The organism is Burkholderia sp. AU16482, from assembly GCF_002223285.1.
GTDB classification, from domain to species: Bacteria; Pseudomonadota; Gammaproteobacteria; order Burkholderiales; family Burkholderiaceae; genus Burkholderia; species Burkholderia semiarida.
Map to the genome: position 1 here is coordinate 684,723 of NZ_NKEY01000003.1, position 23,094 is coordinate 707,816.

General features: G+C 70.1%; 16 protein-coding genes. 9 read left to right on the plus strand and 7 right to left on the minus strand.

Features of this window, described 5'->3' with window-relative positions:
* Positions 1-159: 159 nt before the first annotated feature.
* The 3 genes from CFB35_RS05740 to CFB35_RS05750 all read right to left on the minus strand — a co-directional run bounded on the left by CFB35_RS05740 (position 160) and on the right by CFB35_RS05750 (position 4,059).
* A complete protein-coding gene (locus CFB35_RS05740) occupies positions 160-2,118 on the minus strand; it encodes a PhoX family phosphatase (protein ID WP_059573945.1) in 1,959 nt (652 codons plus the stop codon).
* A gap of 157 nt (positions 2,119-2,275) precedes the next feature.
* A complete protein-coding gene (locus CFB35_RS05745) occupies positions 2,276-3,469 on the minus strand; it encodes an ammonium transporter (RefSeq protein ID WP_059573944.1) in 1,194 nt (397 codons plus the stop codon).
* Between the two features lie 254 nt (positions 3,470-3,723).
* Positions 3,724-4,059, minus strand: a complete 336-nt coding sequence (locus tag CFB35_RS05750; RefSeq protein WP_059573943.1) for a hypothetical protein — start codon at positions 4,057-4,059, stop codon at positions 3,724-3,726.
* Positions 4,060-4,256: 197 nt separating this feature from the next.
* Between CFB35_RS05750 and CFB35_RS05755 the strand changes: the two genes are divergently transcribed.
* From CFB35_RS05755 to CFB35_RS05770, 4 genes are all read left to right on the plus strand, one after another.
* Complete coding sequence (locus CFB35_RS05755; RefSeq protein WP_059573942.1) at positions 4,257-4,685, plus strand: hypothetical protein; 429 nt, start codon at positions 4,257-4,259, stop codon at positions 4,683-4,685.
* 90 nt (positions 4,686-4,775) lie between these two features.
* Positions 4,776-5,231: an Rrf2 family transcriptional regulator gene (locus CFB35_RS05760; RefSeq protein WP_059573941.1), complete on the plus strand. Its 456-nt coding sequence runs from the start codon at positions 4,776-4,778 to the stop codon at positions 5,229-5,231.
* Positions 5,232-5,363: 132 nt separating this feature from the next.
* Positions 5,364-6,005 carry an NAD(P)-dependent oxidoreductase gene (locus CFB35_RS05765; RefSeq protein WP_060011459.1) on the plus strand — a complete coding sequence of 214 codons (642 nt, stop codon included), beginning with the start codon at positions 5,364-5,366 and terminating at the stop codon, positions 6,003-6,005.
* A 238-nt stretch (positions 6,006-6,243) separates the two neighbouring features.
* The gene (locus CFB35_RS05770) at positions 6,244-6,714 is read left to right on the plus strand and encodes an Lrp/AsnC family transcriptional regulator (protein ID WP_059573939.1); all 471 of its coding nucleotides are present in this window, start codon (positions 6,244-6,246) and stop codon (positions 6,712-6,714) included.
* 30 nt (positions 6,715-6,744) lie between these two features.
* On the opposite strand, the gene CFB35_RS05775 is transcribed toward CFB35_RS05770, so the two are convergent.
* Genes CFB35_RS05775 through CFB35_RS05785 form a run of 3 tightly spaced genes read right to left on the minus strand, consistent with a single transcriptional unit; the run spans position 6,745 to position 10,250 of the window.
* Positions 6,745-7,518 (minus strand): ABC transporter ATP-binding protein, encoded by a 774-nt coding sequence (locus CFB35_RS05775; RefSeq protein ID WP_059573938.1) that lies wholly within the window; start codon positions 7,516-7,518, stop codon positions 6,745-6,747.
* 4 nt (positions 7,519-7,522) lie between these two features.
* On the minus strand, positions 7,523-9,217 hold the full coding sequence (locus CFB35_RS05780) for an iron ABC transporter permease (RefSeq protein WP_060011461.1): 1,695 nt from the start codon (positions 9,215-9,217) through the stop codon (positions 7,523-7,525).
* Positions 9,207-10,250 (minus strand): Fe(3+) ABC transporter substrate-binding protein, encoded by a 1,044-nt coding sequence (locus CFB35_RS05785; protein WP_060011463.1) that lies wholly within the window; start codon positions 10,248-10,250, stop codon positions 9,207-9,209. The genes CFB35_RS05780 and CFB35_RS05785 overlap by 11 nt, the downstream gene beginning before the upstream one ends.
* Positions 10,251-10,493: 243 nt before the next feature.
* Between CFB35_RS05785 and CFB35_RS05790 the strand changes: the two genes are divergently transcribed.
* Positions 10,494-10,655, plus strand: a complete 162-nt coding sequence (locus CFB35_RS05790; RefSeq protein WP_006476417.1) for a hypothetical protein — start codon at positions 10,494-10,496, stop codon at positions 10,653-10,655.
* 207 nt (positions 10,656-10,862) lie between these two features.
* Here CFB35_RS05790 and CFB35_RS05800 read toward each other — a convergent pair whose 3' ends face one another.
* Entirely contained in the window at positions 10,863-13,154 is a 2,292-nt protein-coding gene (locus tag CFB35_RS05800) for an FUSC family membrane protein (RefSeq protein ID WP_059573934.1), read from the minus strand.
* A gap of 182 nt (positions 13,155-13,336) precedes the next feature.
* On the opposite strand from CFB35_RS05800, the gene recC reads away from it, so the two are divergent.
* Genes recC through arfB form a run of 4 tightly spaced genes read left to right on the plus strand, consistent with a single transcriptional unit; the run spans position 13,337 to position 23,083 of the window.
* Positions 13,337-16,675 carry an exodeoxyribonuclease V subunit gamma gene (gene recC, locus CFB35_RS05805; RefSeq protein WP_059573933.1) on the plus strand — a complete coding sequence of 1,113 codons (3,339 nt, stop codon included), beginning with the start codon at positions 13,337-13,339 and terminating at the stop codon, positions 16,673-16,675.
* Positions 16,672-20,379, plus strand: coding sequence for an exodeoxyribonuclease V subunit beta (recB, locus tag CFB35_RS05810; RefSeq protein WP_059573932.1), 3,708 nt, complete (start codon positions 16,672-16,674; stop codon positions 20,377-20,379). Before recC ends, recB begins: the two co-directional genes overlap by 4 nt.
* Positions 20,376-22,682, plus strand: coding sequence for an AAA family ATPase (locus CFB35_RS05815; protein WP_059573931.1), 2,307 nt, complete (start codon positions 20,376-20,378; stop codon positions 22,680-22,682). The genes recB and CFB35_RS05815 overlap by 4 nt, the downstream gene beginning before the upstream one ends.
* Entirely contained in the window at positions 22,679-23,083 is a 405-nt protein-coding gene (arfB, locus tag CFB35_RS05820; protein ID WP_059573930.1) for an alternative ribosome rescue aminoacyl-tRNA hydrolase ArfB, read from the plus strand. The genes CFB35_RS05815 and arfB overlap by 4 nt, the downstream gene beginning before the upstream one ends.
* The last annotated feature ends 11 nt before the right edge of the window (positions 23,084-23,094 follow it).

The following is a 23,094-nucleotide window of genomic DNA, read 5'->3' on the forward strand; positions in this document are numbered from 1 at the left end:
ATCGCGCATGAAACGGCGTGGAGCGCCGACGAATGAACGGTGATCGAAGAAAGAACGCCCGGTCCGGGAGGCCGGGTCAGGGACGCCCGGTCAGGGACGCCCGGTCAGGGACGCCCGGTCAGGGCGCCCTGCAACGCGCAACGTCCCCGCGCGCGACGGTCAGCCCTTCGCGAGCTTGATGCTGGTCTGCTCGGCCGTCAGGTAACCGACGCTGGCGCCGAAGCGGTCCTTGTAGTTCGCGCGCACGAGCGGGTCGAGCGTCGGCTTGACCTTGTCGTGCAGCGGCGATTCCCAGTCGCCGGCGTGCTGGAAGTTGCTCATGATGTAGGTCCAGCCGTTGATCTCGTCGACCGCGTGCAGGCCCGTCGATTCGGCGCCGGCCGGGCACGACAGCACGCGCGCGAGCGACTTCGTGTCGACGTTGTAGGCCCACAGGAAGTTGTTCACGTGCATGCCCGAGTCTTCGCCGATGAACAGCGTGCGCAGCTTTTCGGAGAACTTCAGGTTGTCCGGGTTCGCGATCTTGTCCGGGTTCGCGAGGTTGCCGAGCGCGTCGGCCGCGGCGAGATCCTCGCCGACGAGCGCGGCCGGCGCGCCCATGTCGACCGGCACCCATTCGCTGTCGATCGCGCCGCCCGTCGTGTCGCGCTGGCCCGCCTTCAGGTTCAGCGCGTAGACGGCGCCCGCGGCGATCTTCTTGTCGAGCGCGACGTCGCGCGACACCGCGTTGCCCTTGACCATCGACGTCTCGATCCGCGACATCGCCGTGTAGACGATCTTGTCCTTCGCGTTCACGGTCGTGCCTTCGAGCTTCGTGAACGCCATGCTGCCGCCGAGCAGCGCCGCGTAGCGGTGCGTCTCGAGGAACGCGGCCGCCTTTTCCATCCCCGGCTTCACGCGCATCCAGTTGAATTTGCCGCCGAAGTGGATCTTCGTGTAGCTCGCATCGTTCGGGTCGACGGTCACCAGGTCCATGATGTCCGACGCCTTCAGCGTGTTCGCGAGCGCTTCGATCTCGCTGCTGGTCGCGTGGCCGATCCTGATCCACGTGAGCGTCGCGGTGCCGGCGCCGGCCGACGACGTCTGCGTCCACTTCGCGACGTACAGCGTGCCGGCCGACAGGTCGGCCGCCTTGTCGGCGACGAACATGAACAGGCCGCCGTTGGTCGCGTCGTCGCCCATCATCACGGTGCGCTGGTCCGGCATTACCTGGATCAGCTCGTGCGAGATGCGGCCGAGGCAGTAGTGCTTCTTCACGGTGCCCGTGCCGTCCGGATTCACGGTGATCTCGGGCAGGTGACCGTAGTGATAGGGGTTCGCCTTCGTCTCGTCGCCGAACGTGTTCTTGCTGAACGCCTTGAACTGCGCGTCGGTCGCGGCCTTCGTCGCGTCCGGCTCGTATTCCTCGCTCGACAGGTGCGTGCCCCACGGCGACAGGCTCGCGCCGCACGTGATCCACAGGCCGTGTGCGCTCGACGTGTCGACGTTGTGATACTTCACGAGCTTCAGCGTGCCGGTGGCCGGGTCCTGGTCGAGCGTGAGCACGGCGATCGGCGACGGCAGCTGGCCGTACTGCGACGCGCTCGCCAGGTCGCGCGTCGTGTATTCGAACTGCACGACCGCGAACACCGTGTTGCCCTTCACGCCGGGCACGTTCGCGTTCTTCAGCGTCAGCAGCGAGCTGCCGTCCGGGCAGTCGGAATAGAACTGGCGCTCCTTGCCGGCCACCGAGCGATCGATGATCGGCTGGTTGTTGATGTCGTAGTAGCCGCCCGCGAGCGTCGTGCCGCCCTTGCCGTCCGGCACCATGTCGCCCGTCACGAAGAACGGCTTGTACGCGAGCTTGAAGTTGCGCGACGAGCCGTCCGAGAACGACACCGACAGCGTCGAGCCGACCGTCGTCGTCGCCATCGCGGCCGCGTTGTCGAGCGTCGGCGCGGCCATCGCCGAGAAGGCCGCCGACGTATAGGCGGCGGCGACCGGCGTCGACGCGGGATCGTCGTCGCCGCCGCAACCCGTCAGCAGGGCCGGCAGCGCGAGGCCGGAAAGGGGAAGCATCGGCGCGCCGGCGAGGATCTTCAGGGCCTGACGACGGGAAGCATTGGGCAACGCGGGCATGTGGAGTCCAGTTTCGGTTGTTGGAAGAATGGCCTTCGCGAAGCGCGGGCGACAAGCTTCGCGAAGGCGTATTGAAAACTGGACGGAAGTGTAAGGACGCTAGATGAAAGTTTTTTGAATCGAAAACGTAATGACGCGTCGAGTGTGCGTCGGCAGGTCAATCGCGCTCGGGCGTGGCCGAGATGCGGTGGATCGACAGGTCGGCGCCGTCGAATTCCGCTTCGCGATCGAGACGCAGGCCGACGGTCGCCTTCAGCGCGCCGTAGACGAGCGTGCCGCCCGCGGTCGCGATCGCGATGCCGCCGAGCGTGCCGACGAGCTGCGACAGGAACGACACGCCGCCGAGACCGCCGAGCGCGGGCAGCCCGAACACGCCGGCCGCGAGGCCGCCGAGCGCGCCGCACATCCCGTGCAGCGGCCAGACGCCGAGCACGTCGTCGATGCGCCAGCGGTTCTGCACGCAGGTGAACATCGCGACGAACAGCGCACCGGCCGCGGCGCCCGTGACCAGCGCGCCGATCGGGTGCATCACGTCGGAGCCCGCGCAGACCGCGACGAGGCCCGCGAGCGGCCCGTTGTACGTGAAGCCCGGGTCGTTGCGGCCGGCCATCCACGCCGCGAGCGTGCCGCCGACCATGGCCATCAGCGAGTTCACCGCGACGAGGCCGCTGATCTTGTCGAGCGTCTGCGCGCTCATCACGTTGAAGCCGAACCAGCCGACCGCGAGCACCCATGCGCCGAGCGCGAGGAACGGGATGTTCGACGGCGGGTGCGCGGCGATCCGCCCGTCCTTCGCATAGCGGCCGTGGCGCGCGCCGAGCAGCAGCACGGCCGGCAGCGCGACCCAGCCGCCGAACGCATGCACGACGACCGAGCCCGCGAAGTCGTGGAACGGCGCACCGAATGCGTGCGCGAGCCAGGCCTGCACGCCGAAGCGCTCGTTCCACGCGATCCCTTCGAAGAACGGATAGATGAAGCCGACGATGATCAGCGTCGCGACGAGCTGCGGATTGAACTTCGCGCGCTCCGCGATGCCGCCGGACACGATCGCCGGGATCGCCGCGGCGAACGTCAGCAGGAAGAAGAACCGCACGAGCGCGTAGCCGTTGTGCTGAGACAGCGAGCCGATGTCGTCGAAGAATTCGACGCCGTACGCGATCGTGTAGCCGACGAGGAAATACGCGAGCGTCGACACCGAGAAGTCGACCAGGATCTTCACGAGCGCGTTGACCTGGTTCTTCTTGCGGACCGTGCCGAGTTCGAGAAAGGCGAAGCCCGCGTGCATCGCGAGCACCATGACGGCGCCGATCAACAGGAACAGTGTGTCGACGCCGGATTTCAGACCATCCATGCCGTGGCTTCCTTGCGCAAAAAACGGGCGAGGAATGCAAGTATCGAGCCAAGCTGGTGAATGACTGCGTGAAATTGGTGCCCGGGTACCGTGCGATGCGGCATGCCGGTGAATCGTGCACGGGATCGGGGCGTGGCCGCCGGCCGCCGATCGGTTCGCCGGATGCGCGTTTGTGGTGCGATTATGACGAAATTGGTGCGTACGCCGAATGAAGCGGTGCGCGGCGTGCGCCGCTCACGCACCGATCTGGCGCGTCAGTGGCGCGCGAACAGCACGGGCGGCCGGCGCAGCCGCAGCGCGCACGCCGACCAGTAGAGGGCGACGGCCGACAGCCCGATCGCGGCGACTGCGAGCGCCGCGAAGCCCGCGAGCGACTGGCCGTCGCCATCGGCGCCGAGAATGCCTCGCGCGACGATCAGCGCGGCCGTCCAGAAACCGATCACGGCCTGGGTGAGCAGGCGCGCGGACGCGATGCGGCGTGGACGTCCCGATTCGGCGAGACGGCGCGCCGACGGCGCGCGCAGGCAGAGGAACAGGGTGGCGGCAAGCAGCGCGGCCAGGACGATGAACCAATCGATGAGGAAAGCCATGACGAAGAAAAAGGGGGCACGTACGAAGTGAATTGAGGCGTGCCCACTTTAGAGGCGTGGCGCGTTCGATTGAATCAGACGAATCCGAAATTGAAAGGCATTTTTAACAACGGGTCGTCATTGGGCCTGTTCCACAGGCGGTATCATCGACACCGGTCCAACCACGAGGTCGCGCCACGTGCGGCCGGAGATTGCTGATGAACATGAAGACATCGCGGGCGCGTCGCGTGCCCGGGTCCGTGCTGGCGGCCGTGGCCGCCGGTGCGCTGCTGTTGCTCGCGGGCTGCGAGAAGTCCGGTACGTCCACCGCGCAACCCGATACGGCCGCGAGCGCGGCCGCCGATGCCGCCAACAACGCGGCCAAGGCGCTCGACCAGGTGGCGAGCACCGTCAATCAACAGATCAACGCGGCGAAGGCCGGCATCGCGTCCGCGGCGTCGGCCGTGCCGCCGTTGTCCGCGAGCGGCCTCGCGTCGGCTGCGCAGGCGCAGATCGACGCGGCGGCGTCCGCGGTCGTCGCGCATGCGGCTTCCGAAGCGGGCGCGAAGATCGCCGAAGCCGGCAAGAAACTCCAGCAGTGGAGCCAGCAGAGCGCCGCCGGGGCGAAACCCGCGAGCGGCGAATGACGCGGGCTTGCACGATCCGCAAAATGTAATTATCATGGTTACACATGTCGCCGGTTGCGGGTCGGGCCGGCGTCGCCGAGTGAGTCAGGAATGAATACCAGCAGCCGGTTCGCGTTTGCCGTTCACGTGCTCGCCTTGCTGTCGATGCAGGAAGGCGTGCCGTTGTCGTCCGACGTCATCGCGGGCAGCGTGAATACGAATCCGGCGCTGATTCGCCGGCTGCTGTCGATGCTGGCGGCAGCAGGGCTGACCACGTCGCAACTCGGCGCGGGCGGCGGCGCGCTGCTGGCGCGCGAGCCCGGCGAGATCACGCTGCTCGACGTGTATCGCGCGGTCGACGATGCGCAACTGTTCGCGCTGCACCGCGAGGCGCCGAATCCGGCGTGTCTCGTCGGGCGGCACATCCAGAGCGCGCTGACCGGCTATATCGGCGACGCACAGCGCGCGATGGAAGCGTCGCTCGCCACGCGCACGCTGGTCGACGTGACGACCGACATGCTGGATCGGGAGCAGCGCACGCAGCGGGCGGCGCACGCCGGCGGGTGACCGCGGGCAGGCAGGGCAGGAAGCCGGACGGCGCGTACGCGCGGCGGTCGGCGCAACGGGGGCTTCGCCCCGTTTTTTTCGATCTTATATGTAATTGACTATGTTACATATTTTCTTTTCTGGAGAATCGACATGACGCAACGTTCTTTGAATATCGCGCTGTTCGGCGCCACCGGCATGATCGGCTCGCGCATCGCGGCGGAAGCCGTGCGGCGCGGCCACCGCGTCACCGCGCTGTCGCGCCATCCGGGCGCATCCGGCGACGGCATCACCGCGAAGGCGGCCGACCTGTTCGACGCGGCCAGCATCGCGGCCGCGCTGCCGGGGCATGACGTCGTCGCAAGCGCGTACGGCCCGAAGCAGGAAGATGCGGCGCAGGTCGTCGCGGTCGCGAAGGCGCTGGTCGCCGGCACGCGTCAGGCCGGTTTGAAGCGGCTCGTCGTGGTGGGCGGCGCCGGTTCGCTCGAAGTCGCGCCGGGCAAGCAGCTCGTCGATACCGAAGGTTTCCCCGAAGCGTACAAGGCGGTCGCGCTCGCGCATCGCGACGCGCTCGACTACCTGAAGACGGTCGCGGATCTCGACTGGACGTTCTTCGCGCCGGCCGCGCTGATCGCGCCGGGCGAGCGCACGGGCACGTTCCGCACGGGCGCCGGCAAGCTGATCGTCGACGCGCAAGGCAACAGCAAGATCTCGGCGGAAGACTACGCGGTCGCGTTCGTCGATGCGCTCGAGCAGGACAGCTTCGTGCGCGAGATCGCGACGGTCGCGTATTGAGCGGCGCGACGGCCGGCGGCGACGTGTGAGCGCGGGCCCGCGCGCGGCAGGCAAGCCGCGACGCGCGGCGATGTCAGGCGACGCCACGCTTCGCGGGTGGCGTCGCCTGTTTCGTTTGGCGCGGTGAGTGCGTGACGGGTCGGTATTTACACCGGTCGACGCGCCCGGACACTTTTCATATTGTTCCCCGTTGGGCAGGATGAATAGAATAAATTTCTATCGACGAGGGAATGGAGAAATGGACGCCATCGATCGCAAGCTGCTGGAGCTGCTGCAGACGGATGCCACGCTGCCGATCGCGGAGCTGGCCCAGCGCGTGAACCTGTCGCAGACGCCGTGCTGGAAGCGCGTGCAGCGGCTGAAGGAAACCGGCGCGATTCGTGCGCAGGTCGCGCTGTGCGATGCGCGCAAGCTCGGCGTGGGCACGACCGTGTTCGTCGCGATCCGCACGAACCAGCACACCGAGGAATGGGCGCAGCGCTTCACGCAGGCGGTGCGCGACATGCCGGAAGTGGTCGAGGTCTACCGGATGAGCGGCGAGACCGATTACCTGCTGCGCGTCGTGGTGGCCGGCATCGACGACTACGACCGCGTCTACAAGCAACTGATTCGCACGGTGCCGCTGTTCGACGTTAGCTCGTCGTTCGCGATGGAGCAGATCAAGTATTCGACCGCGCTGCCCGTGCGCGATCTGGCCGAGCCCGCCTGACGGGCGCGCCGCCGCGCCGGCGGCGCCGCTTCATCGGCCGCGCGCCAGCGCGCGTGCGCGTTCGTCGGCCAGCGCGTCGCGGCGCACGAAATCCGCGACGAACGGGCTGGCCGGATGATGGTGCAGCGCATACGGCGTATCCCATTGCGCAAGGTGGCCGTCCTTCATCACGCCGATCCGGTCGGCGATCGCGAACGCTTCCGCCTGGTTGTGCGTGACGAGGATCGCGGTATGACCCGTGTGCTTCAGGATGTCGCGCAGCTCGAACGCGAGCCGCTCGCGCGTATCGACGTCGAGATTCGAGAACGGCTCGTCGAGCAGCAGCAGTTCCGGCGACGGCGCGAGCGCGCGCGCGAGGGCGACGCGCTGCTGCTGGCCGCCCGACAGTTCGTGCGGATAGGCGTCGCCGGAATCGGCGAGGCCGACGAGGTCGAGCATCTCCGCGACGCGCAGGCGCCGTTCGGCCTTCGGCATGCGCCGCAGGCCGAACGCGACGTTGTCGGCCGCGCTCAGGTGCGGGAACAGCGCGTAATCCTGGAACATCATGCCGATGCGCCGCCGCTCCGGCGGCACGTCGAGCGACGGCGCCGCGACGGGCGTGCCGTCCAGCACGATGCGTCCCATGCGCACGGGCTCGAAGCCGGCGATCGCGCGCAGCACGGTGGTCTTGCCGCAGCCGGACGCGCCGAGCAGGCAGCCGATGTCGCCGCGCGGCAGCGCGAGGCTCAGGCCGTCGACCACGGTGCGGCGGCCGTGCGGCGTGTCGTAGGCGACGCAGAGGTCGTCGAGTTCGAGCAGGTTCACGGTGTCAGGCTCCGATCTTGTGGCGGGTGCGGGCGAGCAGGATCACGGGCACGAGCCCGGCCAGCACGATCGCGAGCGCGGCGACCGCGCCTTCTTCATAGGTGCCGCGCGCGGCTTCCGCATACAGCCAGGTCGCGAGCGTGTCGAAGTTCAGCGGGCGCAGCAGCAGCGTGGCCGGCAATTCCTTCATCGCGTCGACGAACACCAGCAGCGCGCTTGTCGTGAGCGCGGGCCGCAGCAGCGGCAGGTGGACGCGGCGCAGCGTGCCGCCCGCCGTCTCGCCGAGCGAGCGCGCGGCCTGTTCGAGCGACGGCGGAATGCGCGCGAGGCCGGCCTCGATGCCGCCGGCCGGGATCGCGAGGAAACGCACGGTATAGGCGATCACGAGCGCGGTGGCCGAGCCCATCAGCAGCAGCGCGTCGCGGCCGAGCGCCGCGCCGAACAGGCGGTCGGCCGCCGCGAACGGCATCAGCAGGCCGATCGCGAGCACGGTGCCCGGCACCGCGTAGCCGAGGCTCGCGATCCGCGCGCACAGGCGGGCAGGGCCTGCCCGGGCGCTGTCGCGCTGCGCGCGGGCGGCCCACGCGACGACGAGCCCGCACGCGAGCGTCGCGGCGGTGGCGGCGGTCGCGATCGTCAGCGTGTTCGCGAGCCCCGTCATCAATTGCGCGGATACGCCGCCGACGAGGTGCAGCCGCTTGGCCGTTTCGACCGCGAGGTACGCGGCCGGCGCGCCGAAGCCGAGCAGGACCGGCAGCCAGCCGAGCACCGCGGCGGCGAGCGCGGCCGAGCCGGTCAGGCGGCGCGGCGCGATCGGCCGCATGCGCCGGCCGTGCGCGTAGCGCTGGCGGCGGCGTCCGTAGCGTTCCAGCGCGATCATGCCGACGACGATCGCGAGCATCGCCAGCGCGATCTGCGCGGCGCCGGCGAGATCGGAGCGCGTGATCCACGTCGTATAGACGGACACGGTCAGCGTCTGCACGCCGAGAAATTCCGACGCGCCGATATCGTTCAGCGTTTCGAGCAGCGCGAGGCTCACGCCGACCGCGATCGCCGGCCGTGCAAGCGGCACGACGACGCGCCAGAACGTCGCGACGCGGCCGGCGCCGAGCGTGCGCGCGGCTTCGAGCAGGCTCACGGACTGCGTGACGAACATCGCGCGCGTGCTCAGATAGACGTACGGATACAGCACGAAGCCGAGCACGAAGATCGCGCCGGGCAGCGAGCGCAGGTCGGGCAGGCGGAACTGGCGCGGGCTGTCGAAGCCGAGCAGCCAGCGGATCGCGCCTTGCACGGGGCCGATCGGATGCAGCAGGTCGAGATACGCGAACGCGACGATGTAGGTGGGGACCGCGAGCGGCAGCAGCAGCGCCCAGGTCAGGATCCGGCGGCCGGGGAAATCGTACGCGGTGACGAGCCACGCGCAGCCGGTGCCGACGATCGACACGATCGTGCCGACGCCGGCGAGCAGCAGCAGCGTGTTGACGAGCGCCTGCGGCAGTACGAATTCGGCGAGATGCCGCCAGTGCGCGAGATCGGCGTCGAACGCGGCGGCCACGAGCACCGCGAGCGGCGCCGCGACCGCCGCGGCGATCGCCAGCGCCGCGATCAGCCACAGGCTGCCCGCGCGCGGCCACAGGCGCGCACGCGGACCGCGCGGCTCGCGCACCGCGCGGGCAGGCGATGCGTCAGTTGTCAAAGCCGACCTTGTCGACGAGCTGGCTCGCCTGCTTGCGATGCTTCGCGATATCCGCGAGCGGCAGCGGGTCGACCTTCAGCGTGCCGAAGCTCGCGATCACCGGGTCGAGCTTCACGTTCGCGCGCACCGGGTATTCGTAGTTCGCCTGCGCATACAGCGCCTGCGCTTCGGGCGAGACCAGGTATTCCAGCAGCTTCACCGCATTGGCCTTGTGCGGCGCGTGCTTCGCGACCGTCGCGCCGCTGATGTTCACGTGCGTGCCGCCGCTCTTCGTATTCGCGAACGTCGGACGCACGACCTTGATCGCGTCGCCCCACTTGCGCGCATCGCTGCCGGGTTCCGCATTCTTCATGTGGCCGACGTAGTAGGCGTTCGCGAGGCCGACGTCGCAGATGCCGCCGAGGATGTCGCGTGCGACGTCGCGGTCGCCGCCCGTCGCCTTGCGCGCGAGGTTGGCCTTCACGCCGCGCAGCCACTTTTCGGTCGCGGCTTCGCCGTCATGCGCGATCATCGCCGCGACGAGCGCCGTGTTGTAAGGATGCTGGCCCGACCGGATGCAGACCTTGCCCTTCCATTTCGGATCGGCGAGCTCCTCGTAGCGGAACGCATCGACCTTCAGGTCCTTTTCGACGTACAGCACGCGGTCGCGCAGCGACAGTGCGTACCAGTCGCCGTTCGCGCCGCGCAGGTTCGCGGGAATCGCATCGTCGAGCGCCTTCGAGCGCACCGGCTGCGTGACGCCGCCGTCGACGAGGTCGAGCAGGTTGCCGACGTCGACCGTCATCAGCACGTCGGCCGGCGATTGCGCGCCTTCCGCCTTCACGCGCTCGAGCAGGCCATCCTTCACGAACACCGTGTTGACCTTGACGCCGCTCTGCTTCGTGAACGCGTCGATGAGCGGCTGGATCAGCTTCGGCTCGCGGGTGGTGTACAGGCTCACTTCCTCGGCTGCCTGGGCAAGCGGCGCGAAGGCGGCCGCGGCCAGGACGAGGGCGCCGGCGAGCGGCAGCAGGCGGGTGCGCGGATTCGACATGGAGACTCCGGTGGGGCAGGTGGACGAGGGAGCGTTCCGGGGCGCGCCTGCCGCCCGAGCGACCCGGAACATTACAAAGTGAAAGATTCTGGATTCTAAATCGAAATGGGAATGATTACCAAACGAAAGCTTGCGGAAAGCAGGGGAGAAGCCGGGGACGGAGGCCGGCGAACGGGGCGGCCCGGCGCGGGCGCAAGCGCGTAGAATGCCCGCTTCGAGGAATTTGACGGAGCAGCACCGACCATGAACGATCAGCGCAAGAAGAACCCTGTCCGCAATGTGAGCATCCTGATCGTCGTGGCCGTGCTGCTCGTGATCGGGACGATCCTGTACAACGCGATTTCGCAGAAGCACGCGTACGACGAGGCCCATCCGGCCGAGGCCGCGAGCGCGGCGTCGCACTGACGTGCCGGTGCGCGGCCCGCTCGGGTCGCGCGCGCGGCAGGCGAACGGCGTCGATTCGCGGCTTCCGGTGCGACGGGCGCCGTGCGGAACCGGGTCAGCGGAAGGCGCGCCGAAACCGGCGCGCCGTATCGACAGGTCGGCCGTGCGTCAACGTGACGCGGGCGCGAATTTCGGGCGGATCCGCGCGTAGAACACGGACATCCGCGCTCAGGCGGGCAGCCGGATCACGCTCGCGTCCTTGCGGATCAGCAGCGACGACGCGAGCATCTGCTTGCACTGGTGCGCGAGCACCTTCAGGTCGTGCGTGAGCTCGGCGCCGACCGCATCGGATTTTTCCGCGGACACGACCATCGCATCGAGATCGCGCGTGATCTGCTTCGATGCTTCGAGCTGGTCAGCCGGCGGCGGCTCGCCGGCTTCGGCCTTCTCGAGATTGTCGAGCACGGCGGCCAGGCCGCGCTGCAGCGCGTCGTCGTGGACGAGCCCGCCGTCGGCCGCGCACGCGCTGCGGATCAGCGGCGCCGCCGCCGTGATCTGCGCGCCGAGCACGTGCGTCTGCACGAGCAGGTCGTTCAGTTCGGGCACGAAGCGCTGGTGCGCCTTCGGCTCGATCATCATCCGCTGGAACGCCTGCCCGAGGTTCGCGAACGCGATGTGCACGTCCTTGCGGGCGAGCCGGTAGCGGTAGTCGTCGTCGAGGCTGGCCGCCGGAGATTCGATCGCCGCGGCGACGCCCGCGACGACGGCGGCACCGTCGGCGGCTGGCACCGTCGGCGGCGACATGCCGCGCCCGGCGCGCCACACGGCCTCGAAATACTTGCGGGTGGAGCTCAGCATGTCGGTGACGAGCTTGCCCATCAGCCGGTATTCCCAGTACGGGAACAGCCGGCTCGCGGCGATCGCGATCATGCAGCCCACCACCGTGTCGATCGCGCGCTCGCCGATGATCCGCATGCTGCCCGGCGCGAGCAGGTGGAACATCAGCAGCACGTACGACGACGTGAACACGACACTCGCCGCATAGTTGAACAGCAGCAGGCTGTAGCTCATCACCATCGACCCGAACATGATCGCGATCAGCAGGTGCGTGTCCTTCACCGTGTAGATCAGCGTGACGCTCGCCGCGCAGCCGATCAGCGTACCGACGATACGCGCCGCGTTGCGCTGCTTGGTCAGCGAGTAGCCGGGCTTCAGGATGATGATGGTCGTCATCACGATCCAGTATGCGTTGGTGAGCGGCAGCAGGCGCCCGATCCAGAAGCCGACCGCCACGGCGATCGTCACGCGCAGTGCGTGGCGAAAGCTCGGCGAGCGCATGTTCAGGTTCGAGAAGATCAGCAGCGGCGACAGGCGGCGGCGCTGCAGGAAGCGCGTGAGCGCCTTGTCGATCTTCAGTTCGGTTTGCTGCGGATCGGCGCGGCCCGACAGGTTGCGGCGCATCCGGTCGATCAGGCGCGTCGCGCTCCAGATGCGCCGGAACGTCGCGACCACGGCCGCATAGGCTTCCGCGTGGGTGGCCGCGAAGTTCTTCTTGCGCATCAGCTCGATCTCGTACTCGATCGCGCGCAGCTCGGCCTTCACGCTGATGTGCGAATGCGGCGCGCGGTTTTCGAGCACCGCGAGGCCGACCTCCTCGAGATCGGCCGCGGCCTTGCGGATCAGGTCGCGGTAGAAGATGATCAGGTCCGTTCCGCCGAACGTGTTGCGCACGAGCGGGTAGTCGGTGTGCGCGCCGACGAACAGCTCGTGCAGATCGACGCTGTTGATGAACAGGTTGTACATCGTCGTGCGGCCGGGATCGAGCTTGCCGCGCCGCAGCTTCGGCAGGTTGCGCAGCACGATGTCGCGCGCGGTTTCCTGCGTTTCGACCGCGGTGATCTGCCGGGCGACGAGATTGCGGTAGCACTCGTCGAGATCGGCGTCGAGATCGTAGAACTGCGCGCGCGCGAGCAGGTAGTCGGCGCAGGCGAACAGGCTTTCGGCCAGCGCCTGCTGCTCGATCCGGCGCGCCTGCCACTGCGACACGAGCGTGGCCCAGTACGTGTACCAGAGGCCGCCCGCGAGAATCCAGCCGGCGTTGACGAACGCCTGCAGCGGCGTGAACTTCTCCTCGAGCGTCATCACCATCATGAACAGCGTCGCGAAGCTGATCTGCGGCCAGCGGTTGCCGTAGACGACGATCAGCGACAGCACGAACGTGAGCGGCACGATCGTGAGCCACAGCGCGAAGATGTTCGGTGTCGCGAGGCCGGTGGCGAGCGCCGCCAGGAAACCGATCACGCTGCACGCGAGCATTTCGTTGTGCTTGTACTTGAGCGGGCCCGGCATGTCGACGACGCACGCGCCGAGCGCGCCCGTCGAGATCGTGAAGCCGAGCTCGCGGTTGTGAAACACGATCAGGCACAACACGGCCGGCAGCGACACGCCGACCGCGATGCGCAGGCCGCCGAAAAAGTACTGGCTGTAGAAAAACTTTCTGATTTCGACCGAATAGCGCATCGATGGGCTGAATGGCAGACGAAGACGCCCGGGGGCGGCGTATTGACTGGCGACGAGTCTATCGTATTTCGCGGTTCGCAAAAGCTGGCTTTCCGGCCGAGGTTCGCGGCGGCGGCCCATTTGCTATCCTTGGTGATCCTGTTCGCCCGGCCCCGCCGGTCCGAGGTTCCGACGCCCGCTTCATGCTCCATCTTTTCTATTCGAACCGTCACGAAACGCTGGCCGACGCGCTGCTCGAGGATCTGGCCGCGTTCCCGGCCCGTAACGGCCCGTGGGCGCCGCAACAGGTCATCGTGCCGAGCGCGGCGCTGCGCCGCCGCCTCGAGCTCGACATCGCCGCGCGCAACGGCGTGTGCGCGAACGTCGAGTTCACGTATCTCGCGCAGTGGCTGTGGGCGCAGATCGGCCGCGTGCTGGCGGTGCCCGCGCGTTCGCCGTTCGCGCCCGACCGGCTCGTGTGGCGCTGCTACCGGCTGTTCGCGCAGGCGGCAGGCGACGCGCCGTGGCTCGCGTCGCCGCGGCTGGTCGCGTATCTGTCGGCCTCCGACGATGCGATGCGCTACGAGCTGGCCCATCGCGTCGCGGCCGTGCTCGATCACTACCTGACCTACCGCCCCGAATGGCTGGCCGCGTGGCAGGCCGGCGAGTCGGTGCTCGCGGGCGACGCCGCGCCGCGCGGGATCAGCGACGCCGCGCGCGACGACGAGCGCTGGCAGGCCGCGCTGTGGCGCGCGCTGCTCGCCGAGCTGAGCGACAGCGGCACGCCGCCGGCGCACCGTTTCCTCGTCGAGGCGCGCCATCTCGATGCCGATACGGTCGCGCGCGCCGACTGGCCCGAATCGGTCAGCGTGTTCGCGCTGCCGACGATGCCGCCGCTGCACGTCGCGCTGCTGCGCGAACTGTCGCGCTGGATCGACGTGCGCGTCTACGCGCTGAATCCGTGCCGCGAATTCTGGTTCGACATCGTGACCGCCGCGCACGCCGAGGCGCTCGATGCGGCCGGGCGGCGCGATTACCAGGAAGTCGGCCATCCGCTGCTCGCCGAATGGGGCAGGCAGACGCAGGCGCAACTGCACATGCTGCACGAGCTGACTGAAAGCGCGGCGTCGGGCGATGCGTCGCGTTTCGTCGAGAATCCCGCACCGACGTGGCTCGCGCGCGTGCAGAACGCGATCCTCGAACTGCAGCCGGAGGCCGACATCGGCGGCACGCCGCTCGAGCGCGGGATCGAGGTGCATGTGTGCCACAGCCTCGCGCGCCAGCTCGAGGTGCTGCACGACCGGCTGCTCGCGTGGTTCGACGCCGATGCGAGCCTGCAGCCGTCCGACGTGCTCGTTGCGGTCGCCGATCTCGCCGCGGCCGGGCCGTTGATCGACGCGGTGTTCGGCACCGCAGGCGCCGGCGGCGCGCGGGTGCCGTACCGGATCACCGGCCTGCCGCCGTCGCAGGCGAACCCGGTCGCGCGCGTGCTGCTCGACTGGCTCGCGTTGCCCGAGCGGCAGGTCGGCGCGCCGGAGCTGGTCGAATGGCTGCGCGTGGATGCGGTGGCCGCGCGCTACGACATCGACGCGGCCGCGCTCGAAACGGTGCAGACCTGGCTCGCGGCCGCCGGCGCGCGGCGCGGGCTGTCGCCGCGCGCGAGCGACGACGCGGCCGTGCCCGCGCCGCGCCATACGTTCTCCGATGCGCTCGCGCGGCTCTTTCTCGGCTATGCGATGCCCGAAGGCGCGGCGCCGATCGGTGCATGGCTGCCGATCGAGGCGGCCACGGGCAGCGAGGCCGAACTGCTCGGCCGGCTCGCACGCTTCACCGACGATCTCGACGGCTTCGCGCGGCGGCTCGCGCAGTCGCACACGCCGCGCGGCTGGAGCGAGCTGTTCGCCGACACGCTCGCGCGCTTCTTCGATTCGGGCGCCGCGTATGCCGACGCGCTGGCCGGCGTGCGCGACGCGCTCGACGCGATGCTGGCCGCGATGACGGAAGGCGCGCCCGACGAGGCGCTGCCGGCGGCCGTCGTCCGCGCGGGGCTCACCGCGGCGCTCGACGATCCGGCCCGCGGCGGGGTGCCGTGGGGCGGCGTCACGTTCTCGTCGCTCACGAGCTTGCGCGGGCTGCCGTATCGCATCGTCTGCCTGCTCGGGATGGACGACGGCGTGCTGCCGAGCCTCGCGCGCGCGGACGAATTCGACCTGATGGCCGTGCTGCCGAAGCTGGGCGACCGGCAGCGCCGCGACGACGAGCGCAATCTGTTTCTCGACCTGCTGCTGGCTGCCCGCGACCGGTTGCTGATCGCCTATACGGGCCGCAGCATCCGCGACAATGCGCCGTTGCCGCCCGCCGCGCTCGTCGACGAGTTACTCGATCATCTGGCGATCGTCACGGCGGGGCCCGGCGCCGCCCCGGATGCGGTCGATGCCGCGCGGCGCGCGTTCATCGTCGAGCATCCGCTGCAGCCGTTCGCGGCCGCGTATTTCCAGCCCGGCAGCGAACTCGTTTCGTACGACACCGAGCGGGCGACGCTTGCGTCGCTGCTGGCCGCCGAAGCGTCGCGCGGCGGGCCGCGCGAGCAGCCGTTCTTCGCGCAGCCGCTGCCGGCCGAGCCGGTCGAGCCCGTCGCGTTCAGCGAATTCGAACGTTTCTGGCGGCATCCGGCGCGCGCGTTGCTGCGCGGCCGGCTCGGCATCGTGCTGGCGGACGCGCAGGCCGAACTGCTCGATACCGAGCCGTTCGCGCTGGACTTCGCCGGCAGCGACGCGCTTGCCGAGCGCGTGCTGCCGCTCCTGATCGAAGCGGGCGAGGGCGGCGTGCACGATCACGCGCTGCGCATCGCGGACGCGAGCCCCGAACTGCCCGGCGGCGCGACGGGCGCGGTGTGGCGCGACCAGGCGCTCGGCTCGATGACGCAGCTTGCGTCGAACGTGCGCGGTGCGCTGGCCGGCGGCATCGAGCGGCGGCCGTTCTCGCTCGCCGTCGTGCCGAAATGGCCCGACACCGAACAGGCGCTGTTCGGTGCCGACGACGCGATGCTGGCGGCCGACGCGGTGAGCGCGCCGCTCGAGTTGCACGGCACGCTGAACCGGTTGACACCGGCCGGCCAGGTCATCTACCGCTATGCGCGGCCGAGCGCGCGCGACTACCTGTCCGCGTGGCTCGCGCATCTCGTCTACTGTGCGATCGAGCCCGGCGGCCCGCGCCGCACGCTGTGGTTCGGCAGCGGCGGCGCGTTCGAGCTGACGCCCGTCGCGGCGCCGCTCGAACGGCTCGCGCCGCTGGCCGCGCTGTTCCGCGCGGGGCGGCGCATGCCGCTGCGGTTTTTCCCGCGCAGTGCATGGGCGCGGGTGTCCGACGGCGAGGCCAAGGCCGCGAGCGTGTGGATCAACGAGCGGGTCGTGAGCGAAGCCGACGATCCGGCCATCGCGATCGCGTGGCGCGGCGCGCATCCGTCGCTAGACGAGCCGTTCGGCACGCTCGCGCGGCTCGTGTTCGAGCCGCTCGTCGAACATCTGAAGGAGGTCGCATGAGCGCCGGGGCGCAGCAGCAGGCGCTCGAACTGGACGTATTCGCGTGCCCGCTCGACGGCGTCAACCAGATCGAGGCGTCGGCCGGCACCGGAAAGACCTGGAATATCTGCGCGCTGTACGTGCGCCTGCTGCTCGAAAAGGATCTCGGCGCGGACGAGATCCTCGTCGTGACGTTCACGAAAGCGGCGACGGCCGAGTTGCACGAGCGGATTCGCGGCCGGCTCGCGCAGCTCGCGCATGCGCTCGACACGGGCGACGACGGCGGCGATCCGTTCATCGCGCGCCTGCTGGAGACCACGCTCGGCGACGACGGCGCGCTCGATCCCGAGACGGCCGTGAAGCGGATCCGGCGTGCGCTGCGCGCGTTCGACCAGGCGGCGATCCATACGATCCACGCGTTCTGCCAGCGCGCGCTGCAGGAAGCGCCGTTCGCGGCGGCGATGCCGTTCGCGTTCGACATGGAGGCCGACGATGCGTCGCTGCGCTTCGAACTCGCGGCGGATTTCTGGCGCACGCGTGTCGAACCGGCGGCCGCGCGCTGGCCGGGCTTCGCGACGTGGCTCGTCGAATCGGGCGCCGGCCCGGCCGCGCTCGATGCGCAGCTCGCACGCCGGCTGAAGAAGCCGCTTGCCGCGCTGCGCTGGGATGGCGTGACCGAGCCGGACGAATCGGCCGAAGCGGCCGCGGCCGAATGCTTCGCGGAGGCCGCGCGGATGTGGGCGGCCGAGCGCGACGCGATCGATGCGCTGCTGCGCGCCGCGCAGCCCGCGCTCAATCAGCGCTCGCACAAGCCCGACGCGCTCGCCGATGCGCTCGCCGCGTGGGCGGCGCATTTCGCGCAGGGCGACGCGACGGCCGCGCTGCCGAAAGCCGCGCTGAAGCTCACGCAAACCGCCCTGACCAAGGCGACGAAAAAAGGCGGTGCGACGCCCGCCCACGCGTTCTTCGACGTGGCCGACGCGCTCGAGGCCGCCGTGGCCGCGGCCGAGGCCACGCAGCGCGCGCGCTGGCTCGCGCTGATCGCCGAATGGCTCGACATGGCGCCGCGCGAGCTGGCCGAGCGCAAGCGCACGCGGCGCGTCGTGTCGTTCGACGATCTGCTCGCGAACCTGTATCACGCGCTGCACGCGCATCCGTGGCTCGCCGAGGCGCTGCGCGCACGCTATCCGGCCGCGCTGATCGACGAGTTTCAGGATACCGATCCGCTGCAGTTCGCGATCTTCGACCGGATCTTCGCGCCGGGCGGCCCGCTGTTCCTCGTCGGCGATCCGAAGCAGGCGATCTACAGTTTCCGCGCGGCCGATCTGCATACCTATCTCGCCGCGCGCGCACGGGCGAGCGCGTGCTACACGCTCGCGGTCAACCAGCGCTCGACGCCCGCGATCGTCGACGCGTGCAACCGCTTGTTCATGTCGAATCCGCGCGCGTTCGTGCTCGACGGGCTCGACTATTACGCGGTGCGCGCCGGCACGCGCGTGCGTGCGCCGTTCGTCGACGAAACCGATCCGGGCCCCGCCGGCGATTTCCGGGTGTGGGCGCTGCCGGGCGGCGAACGCACGCTGCTCAAGCGCGATGCGCAGGCGCAGGCCGCCCAGGCGTGCGCGGCGGAGATCGCGCGGCTGATGCGCGGCGCGCGTGAAGGGCGCGTGCGCTTGGGAGACACGCCGTTGTCGCCGGGCGACATCGCGGTGCTCGTGCAGACGCACCGGCAAGGCAGCCTCGTGAAGCGCGTACTCGCGACGTGGGGCATCGGCAGCGTCGAGCTGGCGCAGGCGTCGGTGTTCTTGACCGGCGACGCCGAGCAGCTCGAACGCGTGCTGGCGGCGATCGATGCGCCGGGCGACCTGCGGCGCCTGCGCGCGGCGCTCGCGTCCGACTGGTTCGGGCTCGATGCCGGCGCGCTGTGGCGCATGGAGCAGGGCGACGGCGGCGCGCCACCCGGCGCGCCGGCGGCCGACGGTGCCGACGCGATGAGCTGGGTCGAGCGCTTCTCGCGGTATCGGCTGCTGTGGCGCGAACGCGGTTTCGCGGTGATGTGGCGCACGTTCACGCGCGAGCTGCGGATCGCCGAGCGGCTGATGGCCGGTGCGGACGGCGAGCGCCGCGTGACCGACATCAACCATCTGGCCGAGTTGACGCAGGCCCGTGCATCCGCGCAGCCGGGCATCGCGCCGACGCTGCGCTGGCTCGCCGCGCAACGGCTCGACGGCGGCGGCGAGGAAGCGCAACTGCGGCTCGAATCCGATCGCAATCTCGTGCAGATCGTCACGGTGCACAAGTCGAAGGGGCTCGAATACGCGATCGTGTTCTGTCCGTTCCTGAACGACGGCGGGCTGCGCGAGCCGCCGTCGTCCGCGTTGCCCGATGCGCGCGAGTATCACGACGAGGCGGGCGATGCGGTGCTGCATTACGGATGCGACGACGAAGCGGCCGCGCACGCGGCGCGCCAGGCGCTGCGCGAGCAGGCCGCGGAACGCGCGCGGCTCGTCTACGTGGCGCTCACGCGCGCGGTCTATCGCTGCTATGTCGTCGCCGGGCCCTACCTGTCGTCGCGCTCGACGCGCGAAGCGCGGCGCAGCGTGCTCAACTGGCTCGTCGCGGGGGCCGGCGCTGCGTTCGATGCGTGGCTCGACGAGCCGCCCGACGAAGCCGCGCTCGACGCGGCGTGGCACGCGCTCGCGGGCGGCCCCGTGAGCGTCGCGCCGCTGCCGGTGCCTGCGCGCCGCGAGCGTCTCGAAGCCGGGCACGACGCGTCGCAGATGCTCGCGGCGCGCCATGCGACACGCGTGCTGCGCGATGCGTGGCGGATGGCGAGCTTCAGCTCGCTGACCGCGTCGATGGCGCGGGAGGAGGCGGGCGTCGCGGCCGTGCCCGACGACGAACTGCGGCCCGATCACGATGCGCTTGCGGCGGTGACGCCCGACGGCGAACCGATACTGGCCGATACGGCCTCGGCCGGCCCGCCGGACGACGACATCCTCATGTTCCCGCGCGGCGCGGCGGCCGGCGAATGCCTGCACCGCCTGTTCGAGCTCAGCCGGTTCACCGAGCCCGAGTCGTGGCACACCGCCGCGCTCGGCGCGCTGCACGACCGGCCGGTCGAGGCCGAGCCGGAACTTGCGACGCGCCTGCCGGCGATGATGGCGCGGCTCGTCGACGACGTCGTGCACACCGAGCTCGTGCCGGGCATGCGGCTTGCCGATCTCGATCCGGCGAAGCGGCTCGACGAAATGGGCTTCCTGTTTCCGGCGCCGTCGCTCGACCTGACGGCGCTACGCCGGCTGCTGGTCGCGCACGGCTATCCGGACGTTGCACTGGAGGCGGGTACGCTCGCCGGTTTCATCAAGGGTTTCATCGACATGATCGTCGAACACGACGGCCGTTTCTGGATCGTCGACTGGAAGTCGAATTACCTCGGCACGACGCCGGATGCCTACGGCCCGCGCGCGCTCGACGTCGCGATGGCCGATCACGCGTATCACCTGCAGGCGCTGCTCTATACGGTCGCGCTGCACCGTTACCTGCGTGGCCGCCTGCCCGATTACGACTACGACACGCACATCGCCGGTTACCTGTACCTGTTCGTGCGCGGTGTGCGGCCCGGCTGGCGCAGCGGCGGCGAGCCGGCCGGCGTGCATGCGCGGCGGCCCGCGCGCGCGCTCGTCGACGCACTCGACCGGATGATGGAAGGGAGCCGCGCATGACCGCATCCGACGACATGCTCGAATTCACCGGCGGCCTCGTCGCGCGGCTGCCCGAGCCGGCCGATTTCGGCATCGCGCTCGCGGAAGGCTTCGCGCGCCGCATCGGCGACCTCGCGCGGCGTGCCGGTGCGCCGCCCGCAGCGGCACGCTGGGCGGCGCGCGCCGCGTTCGCGACGAGCCGCGCGACCGCCGGCGGCCACGTGTGCGTCGCGCTTGGCGCGCTCGCGCAGCGCTACGAAGCGCCGCTCGACGAGGTCCGCGCGGCGCTGGCCGCAAGCGGCGTGGTCGCGTTCGGCACGCTCGCGCGCGGCGACGAGCGGCCGCTGATCGTCGACCGGCTCGATCACCTGTACCTGTCGCGCTATTTCGATTACGAACGGCGGCTCGCCGATGCGCTCGTCGCGCAGGCCGGCGTCGCCGCGCCGGACGAACGCCTGTCGCCCGACCGGTTGCGCGACAGTCTCGCCCGTTACTTCGGGCCGGCCACTGGCGAAGTCGACTGGCAGCGCGTCGCGGCGATCGTCGCGCTGACGGGCCGCGTGACGATCGTCAGCGGCGGGCCGGGCACGGGCAAGACGACGACCGTCGTCGGCGTGCTCGCCTGTCTGCTCGACGCGCACCCGGGGCTGCGCATCGCGCTGGCCGCACCGACCGGCAAGGCCGCACAGCGGATGCAGGAGGCGCTGCACGCGCGCGCCGGCGATCTGCCGCCGGAACTCGCCGCGCGCCTGCCCGACACGTCGTACACACTGCATCGGCTGCTGGGCGGCGGTGGAGCAGGCGGTTTCCGGCATCATCGCGACAATCCGTTGCCGTACGATCTGATCGTCGTCGACGAGGCGTCGATGATCGACGTCGCGCTCGCCGCGCATCTGCTCGACGCGCTCGCGCCGGGCGCGCGGCTCGTGTTGCTGGGCGACAAGGATCAACTGGCCGCGGTCGAGGCCGGCGCCGTATTCGCGGAGCTGAGCGCGCGGCCGGCGTTCACGGCCGCGGCGCGCACGCGCATCGCGCAGGCGCTGGGCATCGACGAGGCGGCGTTCGTCGCGGCGTTGCCGGTGCCGGACGAAGCCGCACCGGCTGCGGTTCCGGCCGCGCATCCGGTTTCCGCTTCCGTACGGGCTTCGGCGTCGCCATCGGCGTCCGTACCCGTTTCACGCAAGCCGGCGGCTCGGCCGAAAGTCGATGCGCGACAGGCGTCGCTCTTCGACGACGAACCGCAGGACGACGAAGCGTCGTCGCCCGGCATCGCGCCGCCATCGCACGCGGAGTCGGCACCGGCCGATGTCAGCGTATCGGGCGGCACTGCGCCCGCGTGGATCGAGGCCGACGAACTCGCGTGGCTCGACACCGTCGAGCTGCCGCCGTTCGACACAGCCGATGCGGCGCTCGCGTCGGTGACGGCCGCCGCATCGCCATTGACCGGCGAAGTCGCCGCCGCGTCCGCCGGCACGTCCGCTCCGGCACCGCTCGCGGATTGCGTCGTGTGGCTCGAACGCAATTACCGGTTCGGTCTCGATTCGCCGATCGGACGTCTGTCGCTCGCGATCCGCCGCGGCGATGTGCAGGCGGCGCTCGATGCGCTGCCTGCCGACGACTCGGCCGCCGCGTCGTTTCATGACGATGCGGGCGACACGCTGACGTCGTCGACGGTCGAGCGGCTCGCGCGGCGCTTCGGCGCCTATCTCGACGCATTGCGCGACGCGTTGGCCGCGCCGGTGCCCGATCCGCTGCCGCTGTTCGACGCGCTCAACCGGTTCCGGATTCTGTGCGCGACCCGCGGCGGCTCGCGTGGCGCGGAACACGTCAATGCGCTGGTGGCCGCGCACGTGCGGCACGCGGCGCGCGTGCCGCTCGCGGTCGGCGCGCACTGGTTCACCGGGCGGCCGATCATGGTTACGCGCAACGACTATGCGCTGGGGCTGTTCAACGGCGACATCGGCATTGCGCTGCCCGACGCGCACGGCGTGCTGCGCGTGTGGTTCCGGCGCGCGGACGGCACCGTGCGCGCGGTGTCGCCGGCCGCGTTGCCGCCGCACGAGACGGCGTTCGCGCTGACGGTGCACAAATCGCAGGGCTCGGAATTCGACGAGGCGGCGCTCGTGCTGCCCGCGTCGTTCGGCCGCGTGCTTACGCGCGAGCTCGTTTATACGGCCGTCACGCGCGCCCGCACGCGCGTGCAGGTGATCGGGCCGCGGCGCGTGCTGGCGCAGGCAGTCGCGACGCGCACGCAGCGCGATTCGGGGCTCGCGGCCCGCATCGACGAGGCGCTCGCCCGGCGCCGCATGGAGGTTTCGCGATGATGATCCGCTACACGCTCGATCCGGCCGAGGTCGAATGGACCGCCGTGCGCGCGCAGGGCGCGGGCGGGCAGAACGTGAACAAGGTGTCGAGCGCGATTCATCTGCGCTTCGACATCCGCGCGTCGTCGCTGCCGCCGGTGCTCAAGGAGCGGCTTCTCGCGCTGTCCGACCAGCGCATCACGCGCGACGGCATCGTCGTGATCAAGTCGCAGGAATATCGGACGCAGGAGAAGAACCGCGAGGCGGCGCTCGCGCGGCTCGATACGCTGATCGGCAGCGTCGCGTACACGCCGCGTGCGCGGGTCGCGACGCGGCCGACGCGTGCGTCGAAAGAACGGCGGCTCGAACACAAGTCGCGCCGCAGCGTGGTGAAGTCGGGGCGAGGGAAGGTGGTCGACTGACGAACGACGGG

What these genes read in the sequence shown, in the direction of transcription:
- CFB35_RS05740 (WP_059573945.1), bottom strand. Translation starts at nt 2,118, where the DNA reads ATGCCCGCGTTGCCCAATGCTTCCCGTCGTCAGGCCCTGAAGATCCTC.
- CFB35_RS05745 (WP_059573944.1), bottom strand. Translation starts at nt 3,469, where the DNA reads ATGGATGGTCTGAAATCCGGCGTCGACACACTGTTCCTGTTGATCGGC.
- CFB35_RS05750 (WP_059573943.1), bottom strand. Translation starts at nt 4,059, where the DNA reads ATGGCTTTCCTCATCGATTGGTTCATCGTCCTGGCCGCGCTGCTTGCC.
- CFB35_RS05755 (WP_059573942.1), top strand. Translation starts at nt 4,257, where the DNA reads ATGAACATGAAGACATCGCGGGCGCGTCGCGTGCCCGGGTCCGTGCTG.
- CFB35_RS05760 (WP_059573941.1), top strand. Translation starts at nt 4,776, where the DNA reads ATGAATACCAGCAGCCGGTTCGCGTTTGCCGTTCACGTGCTCGCCTTG.
- CFB35_RS05765 (WP_060011459.1), top strand. Translation starts at nt 5,364, where the DNA reads ATGACGCAACGTTCTTTGAATATCGCGCTGTTCGGCGCCACCGGCATG.
- CFB35_RS05770 (WP_059573939.1), top strand. Translation starts at nt 6,244, where the DNA reads ATGGACGCCATCGATCGCAAGCTGCTGGAGCTGCTGCAGACGGATGCC.
- CFB35_RS05785 (WP_060011463.1), bottom strand. Translation starts at nt 10,250, where the DNA reads ATGTCGAATCCGCGCACCCGCCTGCTGCCGCTCGCCGGCGCCCTCGTC.
- CFB35_RS05790 (WP_006476417.1), top strand. Translation starts at nt 10,494, where the DNA reads ATGAACGATCAGCGCAAGAAGAACCCTGTCCGCAATGTGAGCATCCTG.
- CFB35_RS05800 (WP_059573934.1), bottom strand. Translation starts at nt 13,154, where the DNA reads ATGCGCTATTCGGTCGAAATCAGAAAGTTTTTCTACAGCCAGTACTTT.
- recC (WP_059573933.1), top strand. Translation starts at nt 13,337, where the DNA reads ATGCTCCATCTTTTCTATTCGAACCGTCACGAAACGCTGGCCGACGCG.
- recB (WP_059573932.1), top strand. Translation starts at nt 16,672, where the DNA reads ATGAGCGCCGGGGCGCAGCAGCAGGCGCTCGAACTGGACGTATTCGCG.
- CFB35_RS05815 (WP_059573931.1), top strand. Translation starts at nt 20,376, where the DNA reads ATGACCGCATCCGACGACATGCTCGAATTCACCGGCGGCCTCGTCGCG.
- arfB (WP_059573930.1), top strand. Translation starts at nt 22,679, where the DNA reads ATGATGATCCGCTACACGCTCGATCCGGCCGAGGTCGAATGGACCGCC.